This is a genomic window from Acinetobacter sp. P1(2023) (assembly GCF_028367635.1).
Classification (GTDB): domain Bacteria; phylum Pseudomonadota; class Gammaproteobacteria; order Pseudomonadales; family Moraxellaceae; genus Acinetobacter; species Acinetobacter pittii_E.
Genome location: NZ_JAQNDD010000004.1, coordinates 342,783 through 358,636, shown reverse-complemented (window position 1 = coordinate 358,636; position 15,854 = coordinate 342,783). Strand labels below are relative to the sequence as shown.

General features: G+C 37.9%; 13 protein-coding genes. 9 read left to right on the top strand and 4 right to left on the bottom strand.

The genetic code is table 11. The features are described 5' to 3' along the window. Nucleotides 1-580: 580 nt before the first annotated feature. From POD11_RS08735 to POD11_RS08720, 4 genes are all read left to right on the top strand, one after another. On the top strand, nucleotides 581-1,399 hold the full coding sequence (locus POD11_RS08735; protein ID WP_262456959.1) for a hypothetical protein: 819 nt from the start codon (nucleotides 581-583) through the stop codon (nucleotides 1,397-1,399). Between the two features lie 118 nt (nucleotides 1,400-1,517). Further along, entirely contained in the window at nucleotides 1,518-2,813 is a 1,296-nt protein-coding gene (locus POD11_RS08730) for an acyl-CoA dehydrogenase family protein (RefSeq protein WP_262456958.1), read from the top strand. Nucleotides 2,814-2,987: 174 nt separating this feature from the next. After that, nucleotides 2,988-4,379 (top strand): LLM class flavin-dependent oxidoreductase, encoded by a 1,392-nt coding sequence (locus tag POD11_RS08725; RefSeq protein ID WP_262456957.1) that lies wholly within the window; start codon nucleotides 2,988-2,990, stop codon nucleotides 4,377-4,379. Nucleotides 4,380-4,573: 194 nt separating this feature from the next. Beyond that, a complete protein-coding gene (locus POD11_RS08720; RefSeq protein ID WP_262456956.1) occupies nucleotides 4,574-6,040 on the top strand; it encodes an MFS transporter in 1,467 nt (488 codons plus the stop codon). Between the two features lie 60 nt (nucleotides 6,041-6,100). Here the strand turns inward: POD11_RS08720 and POD11_RS08715 are convergent, their stop codons facing one another. After that, complete coding sequence (locus POD11_RS08715) at nucleotides 6,101-7,285, bottom strand: hypothetical protein (protein WP_262456955.1); 1,185 nt, start codon at nucleotides 7,283-7,285, stop codon at nucleotides 6,101-6,103. Nucleotides 7,286-7,726: 441 nt separating this feature from the next. Here POD11_RS08715 and tauA point away from each other — a divergent pair, with 441 nt between their 5' ends. The 4 genes from tauA to tauD are packed head-to-tail and all read left to right on the top strand — an operon-like array spanning nucleotide 7,727 to nucleotide 11,327. Beyond that, the gene (gene tauA / locus POD11_RS08710; protein WP_262456954.1) at nucleotides 7,727-8,767 is read left to right on the top strand and encodes a taurine ABC transporter substrate-binding protein; all 1,041 of its coding nucleotides are present in this window, start codon (nucleotides 7,727-7,729) and stop codon (nucleotides 8,765-8,767) included. A 9-nt stretch (nucleotides 8,768-8,776) separates the two neighbouring features. Continuing rightward, a complete protein-coding gene (locus POD11_RS08705; protein ID WP_262456953.1) occupies nucleotides 8,777-9,571 on the top strand; it encodes a taurine ABC transporter ATP-binding protein in 795 nt (264 codons plus the stop codon). Further along, nucleotides 9,568-10,437 carry a taurine ABC transporter permease TauC gene (tauC, locus tag POD11_RS08700; RefSeq protein ID WP_001092656.1) on the top strand — a complete coding sequence of 290 codons (870 nt, stop codon included), beginning with the start codon at nucleotides 9,568-9,570 and terminating at the stop codon, nucleotides 10,435-10,437. Before POD11_RS08705 ends, tauC begins: the two co-directional genes overlap by 4 nt. A gap of 8 nt (nucleotides 10,438-10,445) precedes the next feature. Continuing rightward, a complete protein-coding gene (gene tauD, locus POD11_RS08695) occupies nucleotides 10,446-11,327 on the top strand; it encodes a taurine dioxygenase (RefSeq protein ID WP_262456952.1) in 882 nt (293 codons plus the stop codon). 69 nt (nucleotides 11,328-11,396) lie between these two features. On the opposite strand, the gene POD11_RS08690 is transcribed toward tauD, so the two are convergent. After that, nucleotides 11,397-12,131: an aspartate/glutamate racemase family protein gene (locus POD11_RS08690; RefSeq protein ID WP_262456951.1), complete on the bottom strand. Its 735-nt coding sequence runs from the start codon at nucleotides 12,129-12,131 to the stop codon at nucleotides 11,397-11,399. Next, nucleotides 12,128-13,597 (bottom strand): NCS1 family nucleobase:cation symporter-1, encoded by a 1,470-nt coding sequence (locus tag POD11_RS08685; protein WP_262456950.1) that lies wholly within the window; start codon nucleotides 13,595-13,597, stop codon nucleotides 12,128-12,130. The genes POD11_RS08690 and POD11_RS08685 overlap by 4 nt, the downstream gene beginning before the upstream one ends. Nucleotides 13,598-14,007: 410 nt before the next feature. Between POD11_RS08685 and POD11_RS08680 the strand changes: the two genes are divergently transcribed. Beyond that, complete coding sequence (locus POD11_RS08680; protein WP_080649475.1) at nucleotides 14,008-14,748, top strand: GntR family transcriptional regulator; 741 nt, start codon at nucleotides 14,008-14,010, stop codon at nucleotides 14,746-14,748. 48 nt (nucleotides 14,749-14,796) lie between these two features. On the opposite strand, the gene POD11_RS08675 is transcribed toward POD11_RS08680, so the two are convergent. Further along, the gene (locus tag POD11_RS08675) at nucleotides 14,797-15,687 is read right to left on the bottom strand and encodes a LysR family transcriptional regulator (RefSeq protein ID WP_262456949.1); all 891 of its coding nucleotides are present in this window, start codon (nucleotides 15,685-15,687) and stop codon (nucleotides 14,797-14,799) included. Nucleotides 15,688-15,854: the final 167 nt, after the last annotated feature.

The window sequence follows — 15,854 nt, the reverse complement described above, 5'->3', positions numbered from 1 at the left end:
CAAAGTATTTTGACGATTAAACTTGCATCTGTGATAAATGTTCTTAGCAAGTAAAATGCCAACAGGGTAAAGCAATATAATTGCTTGATATTTCAAGAGAATAGACTGATTAATTGTTCTCAGTCTGTTAACAAAGTTTATGCTTGATGTTGCATTTGTAAAAAAGCATGTTGCATTGAAACATTGATGAAATATCTGGCGATATGCAATAGATCGTCTCATGAAAACTACCTACCTTAAGAAGTTTCCTTAATCATGCACTTACTATCTTTGTATATGTAGATACAGAAATTTTTTATAAAACTATAACAGTCTGGAGCTGTCATGAGGTGTGCTATAGTTTTTTTTCAATTATCTGTAGCTATGTATCCATTCTTCAAAAGTTCAAAATAAATGAACAAGATTTACGAATGGCCAAAATCACTTTCCAAAACAAAGTGAATGCGACTTTGGGTAATAAGCGCAGAATAGTTTCTTCTCTTTTATTCCTTTGTTGTTTTGCGTGAGGTCTGGTTGTTACGTAGGTTATTAAAGACCTGATTTAAGTGTAGCTCTTCTAAAATAGCTTGGATGTTAAAAAATGTTTATTACTTCTCAACTCAATGTCCTGCATAAAATTATTAAAAATCAGCCTATTCCTGCATCTATATTGGCTCAGTTAGAGCAAACCTACGTTAATTTTGAAGCTACTTTATTAAGAGCGAAAGTACTCAGAGACTTTTCTAAATCTGAAACTGTATATTTAATCCAATCTCATATTGAGCCACAGCAAAGTAGCGTGGCCTATCTATTTTCACCTTTTATTTTTGCAAACTTAAACAAGCCTGCCATTTATACGACACCTGCAACTGCACCTGTACTTTCTATTCTCAATAAATATTATCAAGCAGATAAAAAGGTGCTATTTAAGGTAGATGAAGTTTTAGAAAGTCTAAAAATTTATATTGATTTGGAACTTGCAGAGCTTAATGAAGTTGAGTTTATTTATTTAAGCTTAATCAAAGCTCTGTGTCGAAGTGAGCTTTCTACAGTTTTTTTAATTACAAGTTTAGACATAGATATTGAGCATTTAGAAGCTCTTGAGCAATTTCTAAAGGTCAAAATTTATTGGATTAAAACGACAAAAGATAAGGACTTAAAAAACTTTAATAGCTTAGAAATGCGGAAATTATTATTCAAAAATAAAGATGAAACCTATGTACAGCTATGTGCACAATTTGCTCAGATGAATGCGAAGCTTGTGGGACTATGTGATACCTTCACGACGCATCAAATGACTCATTTAATTGATGATATGTTTTATTCAGAGCATATTTTCGAAAAGCTATCTGTCTATTCAGAATATATGCAAACCTTATTGCAAAGTCAGCATAGTCTTAACAAGAAAGAAATCGCTTAGCGTTGGCATGCTTTTATTGTGCGTTATATAAAGTTTGAATACTGTTATAAAAAAATAATCGTTTTCATGTGAAATAAATATTTTATGGTAAAAGCAAAGCAATATTGGTTTTACTTATATGACAAATTTAAATTTTGAGCATCATCTCGGTTCACTAACGCATGCGGCACTTAGTCAGGCCACAATTATTTCTCGGGTGTGGGGTGAAGGGCCGTCATCACGTTATGATGAGTTGGCACAACATTTCAGACCGACTTTTGCTCGTATTAAAGAAGGGGTTTTAATTCGTGAGCAACAGCATATTTTGCCCTATGAACAACTTCAGTGGCTCAAAGATGTTGGTTTTACACGGTTAAGACTTCCCAAAGCTCATGGTGGCTTTGATGCAACCATTCCTGAATTATTTGCATTACTCATTGAACTTGCTGAAGCGGACTCAAACTTACCGCAAGCTTTGCGTGTGCATTTTGGTTTCACTGAAGATGTGTTGGTAAGTAAAGACAAAACGTTTCAACAGCGTTGGCTTAGCCGAATTGCCAATGGGGAAACGGTGGGCAGTGCTTGGTCAGAAGGCGGGAAAGAGTCAATTGATCAATTTGAAACTCATTTGTATCGAGACAGTGAAGGAAAAATTCGCGTTAAAGGTAAAAAATATTACACCACTGGAAGTCTATATGCCGATTGGGTGGACGTTGGTGTAACAGATTTAAAGGGTGAATCTGGCTCAGTCGTTGTTCGCCGTGAAGATGAAGGCGTTGAAATTGTCGATGACTGGAACGGCTTTGGTCAGCAACTTACTGCAAGCGGTACAGCATATTTCCATGACGTATTGGTCGATGAAACTGAAATTTTACCTGACGATGATCGCTTTAAATATTCAGCGGCTTACTATCAACTGGTCCAACTGGCAATCATTACAGGTCTAGGACGTGCTGCAACCTATGATGTTTCTCAAGCTGTTGCTAAACGTACCCGAAACTACACGCATGCAAATGCCCAATTTGTAAAACAGGATCCGCAAATTTTACAAGTAGTAGGACAAATCCGTGGCGCGGCTTACAGTGCAGGAGCGATTGTTGAAAAAGTTGCACAAAGCTTGCAGCGTGCTTACTTGGCAGCATTTCAAAATAATGAGCAGCTTGAAGAGGAGCAAAATGCACTTGCCGAGCTTGAAAGTGCACAGTCACAAACCATTATTACCGATTTAATTTTAAATGCTTCTACGATTTTATTTGATGCTTTAGGTGCTTCTGCAACAGACAAAGATTTAGGCTTAGATCGATACTGGCGTAATGTACGAACTTTATCTTCACACAACCCTAGAGTATTTAAAAATCGAATTGTGGGTGATTTTAGTGTAAACGGCACATTACCACCGTATCAATGGCGAATAGGGAATGTTGCTAAACAATAAATTATAGTTTTAGATATTAAGCTGCTATTTTAGTGGCTTAATCTTATTTTGTTTTTAAAATGAATTATAAAAATCTATTAGAATAAAATCATATTTTGTTTGGGGTTTATATTATAAAGAAAACCTAAAAATTGCTTTAGTATAAAAATTAAATAAAATGCTGGCTGATATTTTATGACTAAGAAAATTAGTTTTAATGCTTTTGAAATGAATTGTATTGCTCACCAATCTCCTGGATTATGGCGACATCCTCAAGACCGATCTGTTGAATATAAAGATTTAGAATATTGGACAGACTTAGCACAAATTCTTGAGCGTGGTTTTTTTGACGGTATTTTTATTGCAGATGTGCTTGGTATTTATGACGTTTATCATCAAAGCGCTGAGCATGCCTTAACAGGAGCGGTACAAGTTCCGGTCAATGATCCTTTGCAGATTGTGCCAGCGATGGCGGCAGTCACAAAGCACTTGGGCTTCGGTGTCACAACCTCGATTTCCTTTGAACATCCTTATCCTTTTGCTAGACGTATTAGCACGCTAGACCATTTAACCAAAGGGCGAGTTGGTTGGAATATCGTGACTTCTTATTTGGAAAGCGGTTCGAAAAATTTGGGCCTAAAAAATCAAGTTAATCATGATAATCGTTATGATATTGCTGATGAATACTTAGAAGTCCTTTACAAACTTTGGGAAGGTTCTTGGGAAGAAGGTTCGGTACTGCGTGATCGTGAAAGCGGTATCTTTGCTGACCATAAAAAAGTACATCCAATTCAGCACGAAGGTAAATACTTTACGGTGCCGGGCATCCATATTTGTGAACCATCACCGCAGCGAACCCCAGTACTCTACCAAGCAGGCGCATCTTCACGCGGTCAGAAGTTTGCGAGTCAAAATGCTGAGTGTGTATTTATTGCAGCGCCGTCTAAAATTGCCACAAAAAAAGTGGTGCAGGGTATTCGCCAAAAATTGGCTCAAGAAGGCCGCGATCCGTACTCAGTTAAAATTTATGCACTTTTGTCGATTGTCACTGATGAAACCGATGCAAAAGCACAGGCTAAGTTTAAAGAATATCAAAGCTATGGAAGCTATGATGGCGCTTTAACATTGCTATCTGGCTGGTCTGGTGTCGATTTTTCACAATATCAACCCACTGACAAAGTTGAATATATTCAAACCAATGCCATTCAATCTTTATTAGACTCTTATGTAAATGCAGATCCAGAACGTGTTTGGACTATTGAAGAAATTGCAAACTGGAACAGCTTAGGTGGTAATGGGCCTGTGTTAGTGGGTTCGGCAGAAACAGTTTCAGATGCTCTACAACAATGGGTTGAAGATACCGATGTTGATGGCTTTAACCTTGCCTATATTTTGGCGCATCAAACCTTTGCCGATGTGGTCGAATTTATTGTTCCAGAGTTGCAAAAACGTGGGGTATATCAAACTTCATATACACAAGGAACATTAAGAGAAAAACTATTTGGTGCTGGCCCATATTTACCTGAAAATCACCGTGGTGCAAAATATCGTAATCTAAAAGAGTTAAAACTTGCTGAGGCGAGTTAATATTTTGGAAAGCCTTTAAATAAATAGCTGGTTAAATACCAGCTTTTATTTTGTCTTTTTATATCGGTTTTATTGCTGAGTTAATAATGAAAAGATAATTCTATAATTTAGATTAAAACATCAGATTAATTTGTTTTTGTATTGTGTGAATAATCATTATTTTGTTCCTGTTATTAAAATTCAGGAATTATTAAGTGAGCACACAAGAACTCGACCATAACCACCGTTATGAAATTAAATCTCCCGATGATGTTTCACAATTAATTTCCAAATTTGCAGGGAAGGGTAAATCGAATAAAGTTATTTGGTTGGCATTGATTGGGGTGTTTATTGATGCCTATGATTTAACAACGCTGTCCTTTGGTATTGAGCAAGTCATCTCAGAGTTTTCTTTAAGCCCTGTCATGACTGGTGTGGTGGCTTCAGCAATTGTCTGCGGAACCATTGTTGGTAACCTGATTGGTGGTTGGCTGACAGATAAAATCGGCCGTTATCGGGTATTTATGGCGGACATGGTGCTGTTTGTCATTGCGGCAATTGTCGCAGGCTTTGCACCGAATGTATGGATTTTGATTTTAGCCAGATTTATTATGGGAATTAGTGTTGGTATTGATTTGCCTGTGGCAATGTCATACTTATCTGAGTTTTCCAAATTTAACGGTAGTAGCAACAAGGCAGCGCGTTTAGCTGCATGGTGCCCAATGTGGTATGCCGCTTCTTCGGTGTGTTTTGGTCTAGTTCTGGCACTTTATTTTCTTTTACCACCTGAGCATAGCAACTGGTTATGGCGAGCATCTTTAATTTTTGGAGCAGTGCCGGCGTTACTCATTATTTTTATTCGTGGTAAATATTTAACTGAATCACCAATCTGGCTTGCAAACCAAGGCGATTTAAAAGGGGCAGCTAAGGTTCTACAAGAATCCTATGCAATTAATGCAGTCGCTACAGTTGAAAAAGTAGAAAGAACTGCTGAAAAGAAAAAGCGCGAGGGGTTTGCAGTTTTATTTAATAAAACCTATTTACCAAGAACGATTGTGGCAATTGTGATTCACATTTCGGTGGCATTTCAGTACACGACCATTGCCTTCTTTTTACCTTCTATTTTAACGCGTTTCTTTCATACTGATGTTTTGACGACCATTACTACCACACTTGGACTCAATTTACTGTTTGCATTTACGGGCGGCCTGTTAGGCGTATTTGTTGCCAGCAAATTTAAATCTCGTCATGTGTTGCTTATAGGTTTTTTACTTCAGTTTATTGCCCTGATTGCTTTGGCATTAATTGGTGAACCTGGTAATAGCTTTTTACTCTATACCGCAATTGGCATGCTCGGTTTGTGGCTTTTTGCCGAAGGCTTTGGACCTGGGGCACAAATGATGGTTTATCCAACTATGGCTTATCCTGCTTCGATTCGTGGTGTTGGAGTTGGCTTTAACCGTGCAGTAACGGGTGTTGCTCAAGCAATTGCTTTGTTTGTTTTACCGATCTGGATGGCGGGATATAAAACCGATGTTTACCTGATTATTTCTATCTTTGCTTTTATTCCTTTAATTGTGATTGGGCTACTGATTAAGTTTGAGCCTACTGCCCAAGATGTTGATGTGATTGATGAAGATAAAACAGAACTTCCTCTCAGCAATTCACCAGTAATCGACTAGAGCAAAAATAAATATCTAGATAAAACAAAGGCCAACATCTGTTGGCCTTTGTTTTAAAAATTAGAAGTAATAAGCAAAAATCACAAACGCTTTTTTATTCCATTTATCATTGCTTCCACCAGTCGCAAGGCCTTCACTGTCTCCTAGATATGGATCATGTTTACCCATCAGTAATTCGGCTTGTACTGTCAATTTTTGATAGTTAAAGGCAATGCCGGGAATAAAACGGGTAGAGTCTTTAAAGCCATCTTGTTCTTTTCGATAAGAACTATAGTTCAGGTAAGGACGAACAGAGGTGATTGGGCCAAATTGCTGAGGAAATAAATAGCTGAGTTCGGCTGAATAAATCTGACCTTTGGTTGCAGAGTTAAATGAATAATCGAAACCGCCCAAGGTCAGATGATCTTTATATTGGGTGTCGGCATTATCAATGTCTTGATAACCAGCCAAAAGCTGTAAATTCCATTGGTTATAATTGGTATTGCTAAAAACCGAATAAACTTGGCGATCGCCATCTTGCCCTGAACGCTTATTTTCAATGGTGGAATACCATGCGGAAGCACCCAGTTGAGTAGAGAAATTTTCTTGGCCTAAGACATTTTTAAAGGTATGAGCACCGCGAACCACAATCGAGTTCTTTTCTTTAGTATTGGTGCCTTGCGGTACAGAGTCATCCGCATTGACAGGGTTGATACTAAATCGACTTGAGTCTTTGCTTTTACCTCTATAGGTGCCACCATCGGTAGGATAAAAGGCGAGTTGTGCTTCATTGATTCCATCATTGAAATCATATTTCACCCCAAGATTGTGTACATCTTCCCAACCTGCACTATTGGCAATGCCTAAATAATAAGTATTTCCCCAAAATCGACCCAAGCCAAAAGGAACTGGGTTTAAGCCAGCAATAATTTTACTGTTGTCATTAATTTTATAACCCAACCACGCATCGGTAAGCCAATTAGCATCGCCTAAACGCCCGTAATATTCATAAACCCGATAATCTAGGCGGCCAATCCAGTTCGGGGAGTTGTAATCTAGCCATAATACCGCGTCATTAAAGGAAAATTTACTGGTAGTGGGATCAGAGTCAAAGTCATAAACATATTTAGCTCGAACAGTACCACTTACTTTAAGTTGACCTTCTTCCGCATTACCAAAGGTAAGGGCTGCATGACTTGAGAGGCTGAGTGTAATTAAAGACGCTGTAATTAATGTTTTTTTCAAAATTTGATAATGTTTAAACAAAAGAATTTTTCTCCTCTTAAAAATAAAAATTAAATTTGCGTCATGTATAAACCAGAAAAAGATTTGTTCAAATCTTAATATTTGCAGAAGTTTTAAGATAAAAAGATAATAAAATCTGAACTTTATATAAAAGAATGAAAATTAATTAGATGCAAAACTCTGGGTGCGATAAGCAAAAAATAAAAATGACGAAATGAGTAGGATAAAATAATTAGAGTAGGTATGTCAGGTTTTTCTCATCATGTGTTTTTTGAATATCCTTTTTAATTATTGATATATAAGTATTTTAATTTTATGGCTAATCTGTAAGTTTGGTTGATATCTGCTTTTTACCAAAAAATAAAAACTTATAAGGAAAAGTTATTTATAAAAATTAGATAAGCAACTCATATTTTTTTATTTTTCATTATAAAGCCAGCTGCATACCATGAGCTTATATTATTGAAAGATCATGAAATTATGAGCACTAAAACCAAACCGTTGATTATCACGGCAATTGTAGTAGTCGCAATTGTTGCATTTATCGTATGGCAGAATAAGAAAGATAATAATACGGGTGCTTCAGTTCGTGAAAACAAACCTGTCGTTATTGCTTATCAAACTGGGGTTGACCCAAGCAAAGTGGCGCAGGCGAATGGGGAATATGAAAAACATAGTCAACGTACTATTCAATGGAAAAAATTTGATGCGGGTTCAGATGTTGTAAACGCACTTGCTTCAGGCGATGTCGTACTTGGCAATATTGGCTCAAGCCCACTTGCTGCTGCGGCCAGCCGTGATTTACCGATTGAAGTATTCTTAATTACATCAAAACTTGGTGGGTCTGAAGCACTCGTGGTGAGTAATAAATCAGGGGTTAAAAACCCTCAAGATTTAATTGGCAAAACCATTGCTGTACCGTTTGTTTCAACCACGCATTACAGCCTTTTGTCTGCACTGAAACATTGGAATATTCCAGAAGATAAAGTAAAAATTATTAACTTGCGTCCACCTGAAATTTCAGCGGCATGGGAACGTGGTGATATTGATGCTGCCTATGTGTGGGAACCTGCTTTAAGTAAAGCCAAAGCATCTGGTACGGTTTTAACTGACTCGAAACAAGTCGGTGAATGGGGTGCTCCAACTTATGACTTATGGGTGGTGCGTAAAGATTTTGCAGAGAAAAATCCTGACTTTTTGAAAGCTTTTGTTCAAACCACACTTGAGCAACTCGAAAAATATAACCAAGACCCAGCCGCTTACGTTAAAGATGCTGATAACGTGCAAAAAATTGCGCAGCTCACAGGTTCTGATGCAAAAGATATCCCGCTTTTATTAAGTGGAAATATTTACCTTGACCACGCTCAGCAAAAACAAACGTTAGACGGTGAATTTGCGCAAAATATTTTTGATACAGCGAAGTTCTTAAAAGGTCAGGGCAAGGTCGATCAACTTAAAGCCGATTATAAAGGCAATGTGAATTCTTCATTTTTGCAGCCTTAAGGAGTTGTCATGAGTGTACTTGAAGCCAAACATATTCATCTGACTTTTCCTAAACAGCAAAAGCCAGTTTTACAAGACATTAACCTAACCATTGAAGAAGGTTCTTTAACCGTGATTTTAGGTGAGTCAGGTTGCGGTAAAACGACTTTGCTTAATATCTTGGCAGGGTTTCAAAAGCCGAGTTCAGGTGATGTGCTTGTAAATCATGAAGTGGTAGATGGACCAGATGTAACTCGTGCTGTTGTATTTCAAGATCACGCCTTACTTCCTTGGCTAAATGTTGCAGATAATGTTGGTTTCGCTTTGCAGTTAAAAGGTTTAAAGCGTGCAGAAATTGAGAAACAAGTGAGCGCAATTTTAAAAATTGTAGGTTTAAGTCACGTTGAAAAAGCCAATATCTGGGAACTTTCCGGTGGTATGAAGCAACGTGTTGGTATTGCCAGAGCTTTGATCAGTCACGCGCCGTTTATTTTATTAGATGAACCTTTTGCCGCATTAGATGCTTTTACACGTGAAAACATGCAGCAGTTAGTGCTCGATTTATGGATTCAACAAAATAAAAGCTTCTTTTTGATTACTCATGACATTGAAGAAGCATTATTACTCAGCAATCAGCTGGTACTAATGACAGCGCATCCAGGCAAAATTGTAGAAACTCTACACCTCGATTTTGCTCAACGATATCGTCAGGGCGAGTCTATTCGCTCAATTAAATCGGACCCTCAATTTATTCAGTTCAGAGAACAGTTATTTGAAAGTTTAAGAGCACAAAAACAAAGCGGTAAGGAGGCGTTACCTACATGAACACTAAAGATAACGTCTATGAATATGACAAAGCAGAGCTTAAACCTGAGTTAAATGTGCAAACAGAAAATGCTTCATTTCTATCGTCATTTTTTGAGAAGCATCGCACTTTGGCAGTCAGCATAATTAGTGTGGGAAGTGTGGTTGCGCTTTGGTTTCTCATTACTGCTTTGCATGTCGTACCTGAACTGTTTTTACCGAGTCCACAGGCAGTCTGGCAAAAATTTATATCGGTCAGCCAAGAAGGCTTTATGAAGGCAACTTTGTGGCAACACTTGGCCGCTAGTATCTCGCGTGTGTTTTTAGCATTGATCGCTGCCGTGGTGATTGGTGTACCACTGGGTTTATGGATGGGCCTGAACAAATGGGTTCGCGCTGTTTTAGACCCTTTGGTTGAATTATTACGTCCAATTCCACCGTTAGCTTATTTGCCATTACTCGTAATTTGGTTCGGTATTGGTGAAACCACAAAAGTACTTTTGATTTTCTTCTCGATTTTGGCGCCTGTCATTATTAGTAGTGCGCACGGTGTATTAAGCCATCAACTGAATCGTGAACGGGCGGCATTGTCATTAGGGGCTAGTCAGTCACAAGTCTTTTGGCATGTCATTTTGCCAACAGCTTTACCTCATATTATTACCGGTATTCGTATTGGTCTTGGGGTGGGCTGGTCAACATTAGTTGCAGCAGAGTTGGTTGCAGCGGACCGCGGTATTGGTTTTATGGTGCAATCGGCAGCACAGTTCTTAATTACCGATACGGTGATTCTGGGCATTATTGTGATTGCGATTGTCGCAGTTAGTTTTGAGCTGTTTTTACGTTGGTTACAAAAACAGTTTTCTCCTTGGTATGGTCAGCAGTTGTAGTAAAGAAGATGAATACAGTAGTAGCAAACTTAAATATTGAAGTGATCAAGCCTACCATTGGCGCAATTATTCACGATATTGATTTGAATGCGTTAAATGAACAAACAAGGCAACAAATCCAGCAGGCTTTGCTTGATCATCAAGTCATTTTTTTTCGAAAGCAACAATTAGCACCGCAAGCACAGGCAGACTTGGCACGTAGTTTTGGCAGCTTACATGTGCACCCGATTTATCCTTCAATTGAAGATGTACCTGAAGTGATGGTGCTCGATAGCTGGAAACAAGATTTGCGTGACAATGAACTTTGGCACACAGATGTGACTTTTAGTAAAAATCCACCTTTAGGTTGTGTGTTGCAAGCTATTAAAATTCCACCTGTAGGCGGTGACACGTTGTGGTCGAGTAATACAGCAGCTTTTAAAGGGCTCTCGCTTGAGTTACAGCAAAAATTACGTGGCTTAACTGCAACACACGATATTCGTAAGTCTTTTCCGATTGAGCGTTTTGCTCATAACGAAGAAGAACGTGAAAAGCTTTTGCAAACATTTAAGCGTAACCCGCCAGTGGTTCACCCAGTGGTGCGTACCCATCCGGTTATAGGTGAGCCTTTGTTGTTTGTAAGTGAGGGCTTTACCACTCGCATTAATGAGTTACCTGAACAAGAAAGTGAGCAGTTGCTTAATTTCTTGTTTGAACATGCGACTCAAGAACAGTTTCATTTGCGTTGGAAATGGCAAGATGGTGATGTCGCGATTTGGGATAACCGTTGCACACAACATAAAGCATTATTTGATTATGGCGATGCTCATCGCATCATGCACCGTGCAACCATTAATGGTGATGTGCCATTTTATAAAAATGAACAACAGCCAGAGTTAGCCGAAGTTTAATTCTTTGGTTTTCAGCCGTTTCAATTCCAACGCCGCATTTTGAGTTGGAATTGAAACAGTAATTTATTTCTAATGTGCTCCAAATTCTGACAATATGCCTGTGTAATTTTTCACGGGAGGTGAGGCCCAATCACCAACTTTGCTGGTTTTTAAATTTAACTGGACTAACATTTCAGCTTGTTTAACTGCTGCTGCAACGCCGTCAATAACAATCACTCCCAGCTCTTTTTGTAGCTTTAAACATAAATCACTCATACCTGCACAGCCCAAAACAATCGCATCGCTTTTATCTTCTACTAGTGCTTTTTTGCACTCATCTCGTATGGTTCGATAAGCATCTGAGTCAGGAAGCTCCAATCCTTCAACTGCAATGTCACAAGCTCGAACATTTTTGCAAAATGGTGTAGCCCCATAGCGATGAGCCAGATGCCAGCCCATATTCACTGTGCGTTGTAAGGTTGTGACCACACTAAACCCAGTACTAACATAACTTGCAGTTCGCATAGCTGCTTCGGCAATTCCAATCACAGGTGCTGACGTCATTTCACGGGCAGCATAAAGCGCGGGATCACCAAAACAAGCAATAATATAAGCGTCTATACCTAGAAGTTCACCTTGTCGTATTTCCTCCAGCACACCTACTGCACTTAGGGCTTCATCATAATAACTTTCAATCGTTGCTGGGCCCATTTGAGGGCTTACTGCAATAATTTGAGTACCAGAACCTGCGACTATCTTGGCTGATGCAGCAATTTTATCGGTCATGCTTTGAGTGGTATTGGGATTAATAATTTTAATTTTCATTGTACTTTTACCTTAGTCATTGTCGATTTAGCATGAGTAAGTGGTTGATTAAGAAATCGGTAGATAATGAAACCGAATCCCATCCCAATAAACCATGTGAAATTAGCCAGCCCAGACAGTTGTGGTAAAAGTACGCAGAGAATAGGAATTAATGAAGCTGGAATTAAGGCATAAAAGGCAGAGTGGTTATAACCATTTTTGTACCAATATGAACCTTTGATATCTAAGGTATATAAATCATCTACCACAATTTTCTGTTTTTTAACGAGGTAAAAATCGGCGAGCAATACACCAAAAAGTGGACCGATAAATGCACCTAAAATATCAATGGTGTAATGGATTACTTGAGGGTTATTAAATAAATTCCATGGGGTAATGAAAATTGAACCTACTGCTGCAATCATTCCACCCATGCGCCAGCTAATTTTGCTCGGTGAAACATTAGAAAAATCAAACGCCGGAGAAACAAAGTTAGCGACAATATTAATTCCGATAGTGGCAATCATTAAGGTCAAACTACCTAAAATGACTACAAATGTGTTATCCAGTTTTCCAACCATCTCGACAGGGTCTGTAATAAGTTTTCCATATACTGGAAGCGTTGCCGCAATACACACCACAGTAAGTAAAGAAAAGCCTAAGAAGTTAATTGGTAAGCCAAGAAAGTTCCCCATTTTAATCGCGTTAAAACTTTTGCCATAACGAGAGAAGTCACCAAAGTTCAGCATCGGCCCTGAAAAATATGAAACAACAAGCGCAATAGCACCAATCATGACTGGTACAACCGCAAAACCGTCGTATTGAACACCGCTCAAGTTTAAATCAATATTCTGCCAGCCAGCTTTCCAGATGAGCCATACTGCCATCGCAAACATTACAACGTAGACAGCTGGACCTGCCCAGTCAATGAATTTACGAATGCTGTCCATACCAGACCAAAAAACAATCGCTTGCAGTAGCCAAAGCAGCATAAAGCCAACCCATCCTAAATAGGAAAGCCCAAGAAAGCCGTAAGTTGAAACATCAGCATAGACTGACCATTCTGGAAAGAACTTTAAAATGACCAATAAAAAGGCACTGGAGGCCAAATAAGTTTGAATGCCATACCATGCGACAGCAATAAGCCCACGAATAACGGCAGGAATATTGGCACCAAGCACACCGAAAGTGGCACGGCAAATAACAGGATAGGGCGTGCCAGTTTGTTGGCTAGACTTGGCAATGAGGTTTGTAAAAAACTGAACTATAGCAATACCGATCAGTAAAGATAAAAGTACCTGCCAGCTATTTAGCCCTAGTGCAAAAAGGCTCCCAGCCATGACATAACCGCCGACACTATGAACATCGGACATCCAAAAGGCAAAAATATTATAAGCGCCCCACGTTTGCTTTTTTAAAGGAGCTAAGTCTTGATTTGTTAGCTTTGCATCATAAGAAGATTTAATTATTGCTTCCGTATTATTCATCTTGAACACTCACTTCTTTAAGATGGAGGCACTTTCAGCAGCATTGTTGTTCTGTCTAAAAGAATGAAATTAAAATTGTGTACAATGTGATATTTGGATTGTGCACAATTTTAATTGAGCAAAAGTTATGCCAAATTTAGGAAGTAGTGTTTATGAGTCATTAAAACTGGTATGAATTTTGGATATGAAGGGATAGATTTATAAACTGAGACGTGCTTATTTTTTATAAAAACTAAATAAATTAAAACTAAATAAATTTAGGTGTATAAGTGGATATTTAGAGATTTAATATTGAATTATTCAGCTCAACATAAGCATGGTGAGAATGAGAGAAATATTTCCAAACGCTTAAGTTAAACTTACACTATTCAAAATAGATAAAGTTCTAAAAAGAGGAGACATTAATAAAAATGGAGAAATCAATGTCATCGAATGCACCAAAAAAAGCCGTAGAAATGAGCAATGATGAAATTGATGACCATATATATAATGCAATTGTAGATGCTATTTTAAATCGACAACTCGCACCTGGCGCACGTTTGGTTGAAGCACCTTTGTGTGAAGCATTTGGTGTAACGCGAGGAGTATTAAGACGTGTTTTCGTGAAACTTGCACATGATAAGGTGATCGAAATTCAGCCCAATCGTGGGGCACTCATCGCAAAACATAGCCTTGATGAAACAAAAGAAGTCTTTGAAGCACGCAGCATGCTTGAAATTGCTACGGTTAAAAAGCTAGCTCAAAAGTCACATAACCTAGATTTTAGTGAGCTTCGAGGCTTAGTAGACCAAGAGTCTCATGAGCGTTTAGCTGGCAATTGGGCTGAGTGGATTAAGCTATCAGGTCAATTTCATTTAAAGCTGATTGAAGCAAATCAAAATACGATCATGACCAATTATTTGCAGACACTTATTGCGAGGACTTCGTTATTAATTGGCTTATATGAAATTCCTAAACATAATAATTGTTCGGCAGATGAACACCGTGCAATTTTAGATGCCATTGAACAAGGTGATGAAAAACGAGCAACTCAATTGATGGAAGAACATTTAGAACACTACGCAACCACATTTATTGAAGAAAACAGTACAGTATCTGCCGAGCAAAATTTATTAAATTTATTTAAAAATAAGAAAATTGAAGCTATTTAAACGAGTTAAAAGTATTGGGCCAATTCTTATGAATTAGGCCCAGTTTAGTTATCTTATAGGAACGATTTGTTGCGTCAGAAAATCAATAAATAGTTTTACTTTCTTCGATAGAATTTTACGGTTTGGCCATGTCACATATAAGTGAAGGGGTTGACTGGTGTAGTCCTCCAAACACTTCTGTAATTTACCTTCTTTGTAGTAAGGTTCAGCAATAAACTCAGGAAGAAAGACAATACCGTGGTCTTTTAGGCACATATCTAATAATAATTCACCATTATTACAAGTCATCACAGGGAAGCAATTAAAGGACACTTCTTTCTGATCTTTTTGAAAAATCAATTTTTTATGTCGGCTATCTTGATAGTAAATCAGAAACTTATGTTCTTTAAGTTCTTCTAATGAGTTTGGTAGTCCATGCTGATTAAAATACTCAGGTGTTGCATATAGATAGCGCTGATAGGTATTTAATATTTTACTATTTGCCAAATTGGGAGGAGAGCCATCGACACGAATGGTTAAATCAAATTTATTATTATTCATATCTAATAGCTGATCAGTCATGAATAAATCAATTTTGATGCTGGGATATTTCTCTATAAAGTCTGAAATGATCTGTTGAAGAAAAATATTGCTAAAAGACATTGGTGTATTGAGCTTGAGTTCACCTTCAGGATATTGCTGGTTATAGCTAATTTCATAGGCAGCCCATTCGAACTCACTTAAAATGACTTTACTATGCTGATAAAACTTTTCCCCACAAGAGGTGAGGTTCATCTGTCTGGTGGTTCGGTTCAATAGCGTGGTTTTTAGGTCATTTTCGAGGTAGCAAACACGTTTGGCAACCAAGTCGCGAGAGATATCGAGTGCTCTAGCTGCACTACTAAAATTCCCATGTTCTACGACACTTACAAAAGTGGAAATACAGTCTAATCGATCCATGGATAAGCGAAAGTTAAAAAATATATATCAATGATTAAACTATAAAAATTAAAAAGCAATCATTGTTTTTATTGTATCCATACAGCATACAGATTCGTGCTGATTTGCTGTCTATGCTTTTACATTTTTATCTGTTTTCATAATAACCAGTAAGCAATTTTAAAGCA

What these genes read in the sequence shown, in the direction of transcription:
- POD11_RS08725 (WP_262456957.1), top strand. Translation starts at nt 2,988, where the DNA reads ATGACTAAGAAAATTAGTTTTAATGCTTTTGAAATGAATTGTATTGCT.
- POD11_RS08675 (WP_262456949.1), bottom strand. Translation starts at nt 15,687, where the DNA reads ATGGATCGATTAGACTGTATTTCCACTTTTGTAAGTGTCGTAGAACAT.
- POD11_RS08730 (WP_262456958.1), top strand. Translation starts at nt 1,518, where the DNA reads ATGACAAATTTAAATTTTGAGCATCATCTCGGTTCACTAACGCATGCG.
- tauC (WP_001092656.1), top strand. Translation starts at nt 9,568, where the DNA reads ATGAACACTAAAGATAACGTCTATGAATATGACAAAGCAGAGCTTAAA.
- tauD (WP_262456952.1), top strand. Translation starts at nt 10,446, where the DNA reads ATGAATACAGTAGTAGCAAACTTAAATATTGAAGTGATCAAGCCTACC.
- POD11_RS08690 (WP_262456951.1), bottom strand. Translation starts at nt 12,131, where the DNA reads ATGAAAATTAAAATTATTAATCCCAATACCACTCAAAGCATGACCGAT.
- POD11_RS08685 (WP_262456950.1), bottom strand. Translation starts at nt 13,597, where the DNA reads ATGAATAATACGGAAGCAATAATTAAATCTTCTTATGATGCAAAGCTA.
- POD11_RS08735 (WP_262456959.1), top strand. Translation starts at nt 581, where the DNA reads ATGTTTATTACTTCTCAACTCAATGTCCTGCATAAAATTATTAAAAAT.
- POD11_RS08705 (WP_262456953.1), top strand. Translation starts at nt 8,777, where the DNA reads ATGAGTGTACTTGAAGCCAAACATATTCATCTGACTTTTCCTAAACAG.
- POD11_RS08680 (WP_080649475.1), top strand. Translation starts at nt 14,008, where the DNA reads ATGGAGAAATCAATGTCATCGAATGCACCAAAAAAAGCCGTAGAAATG.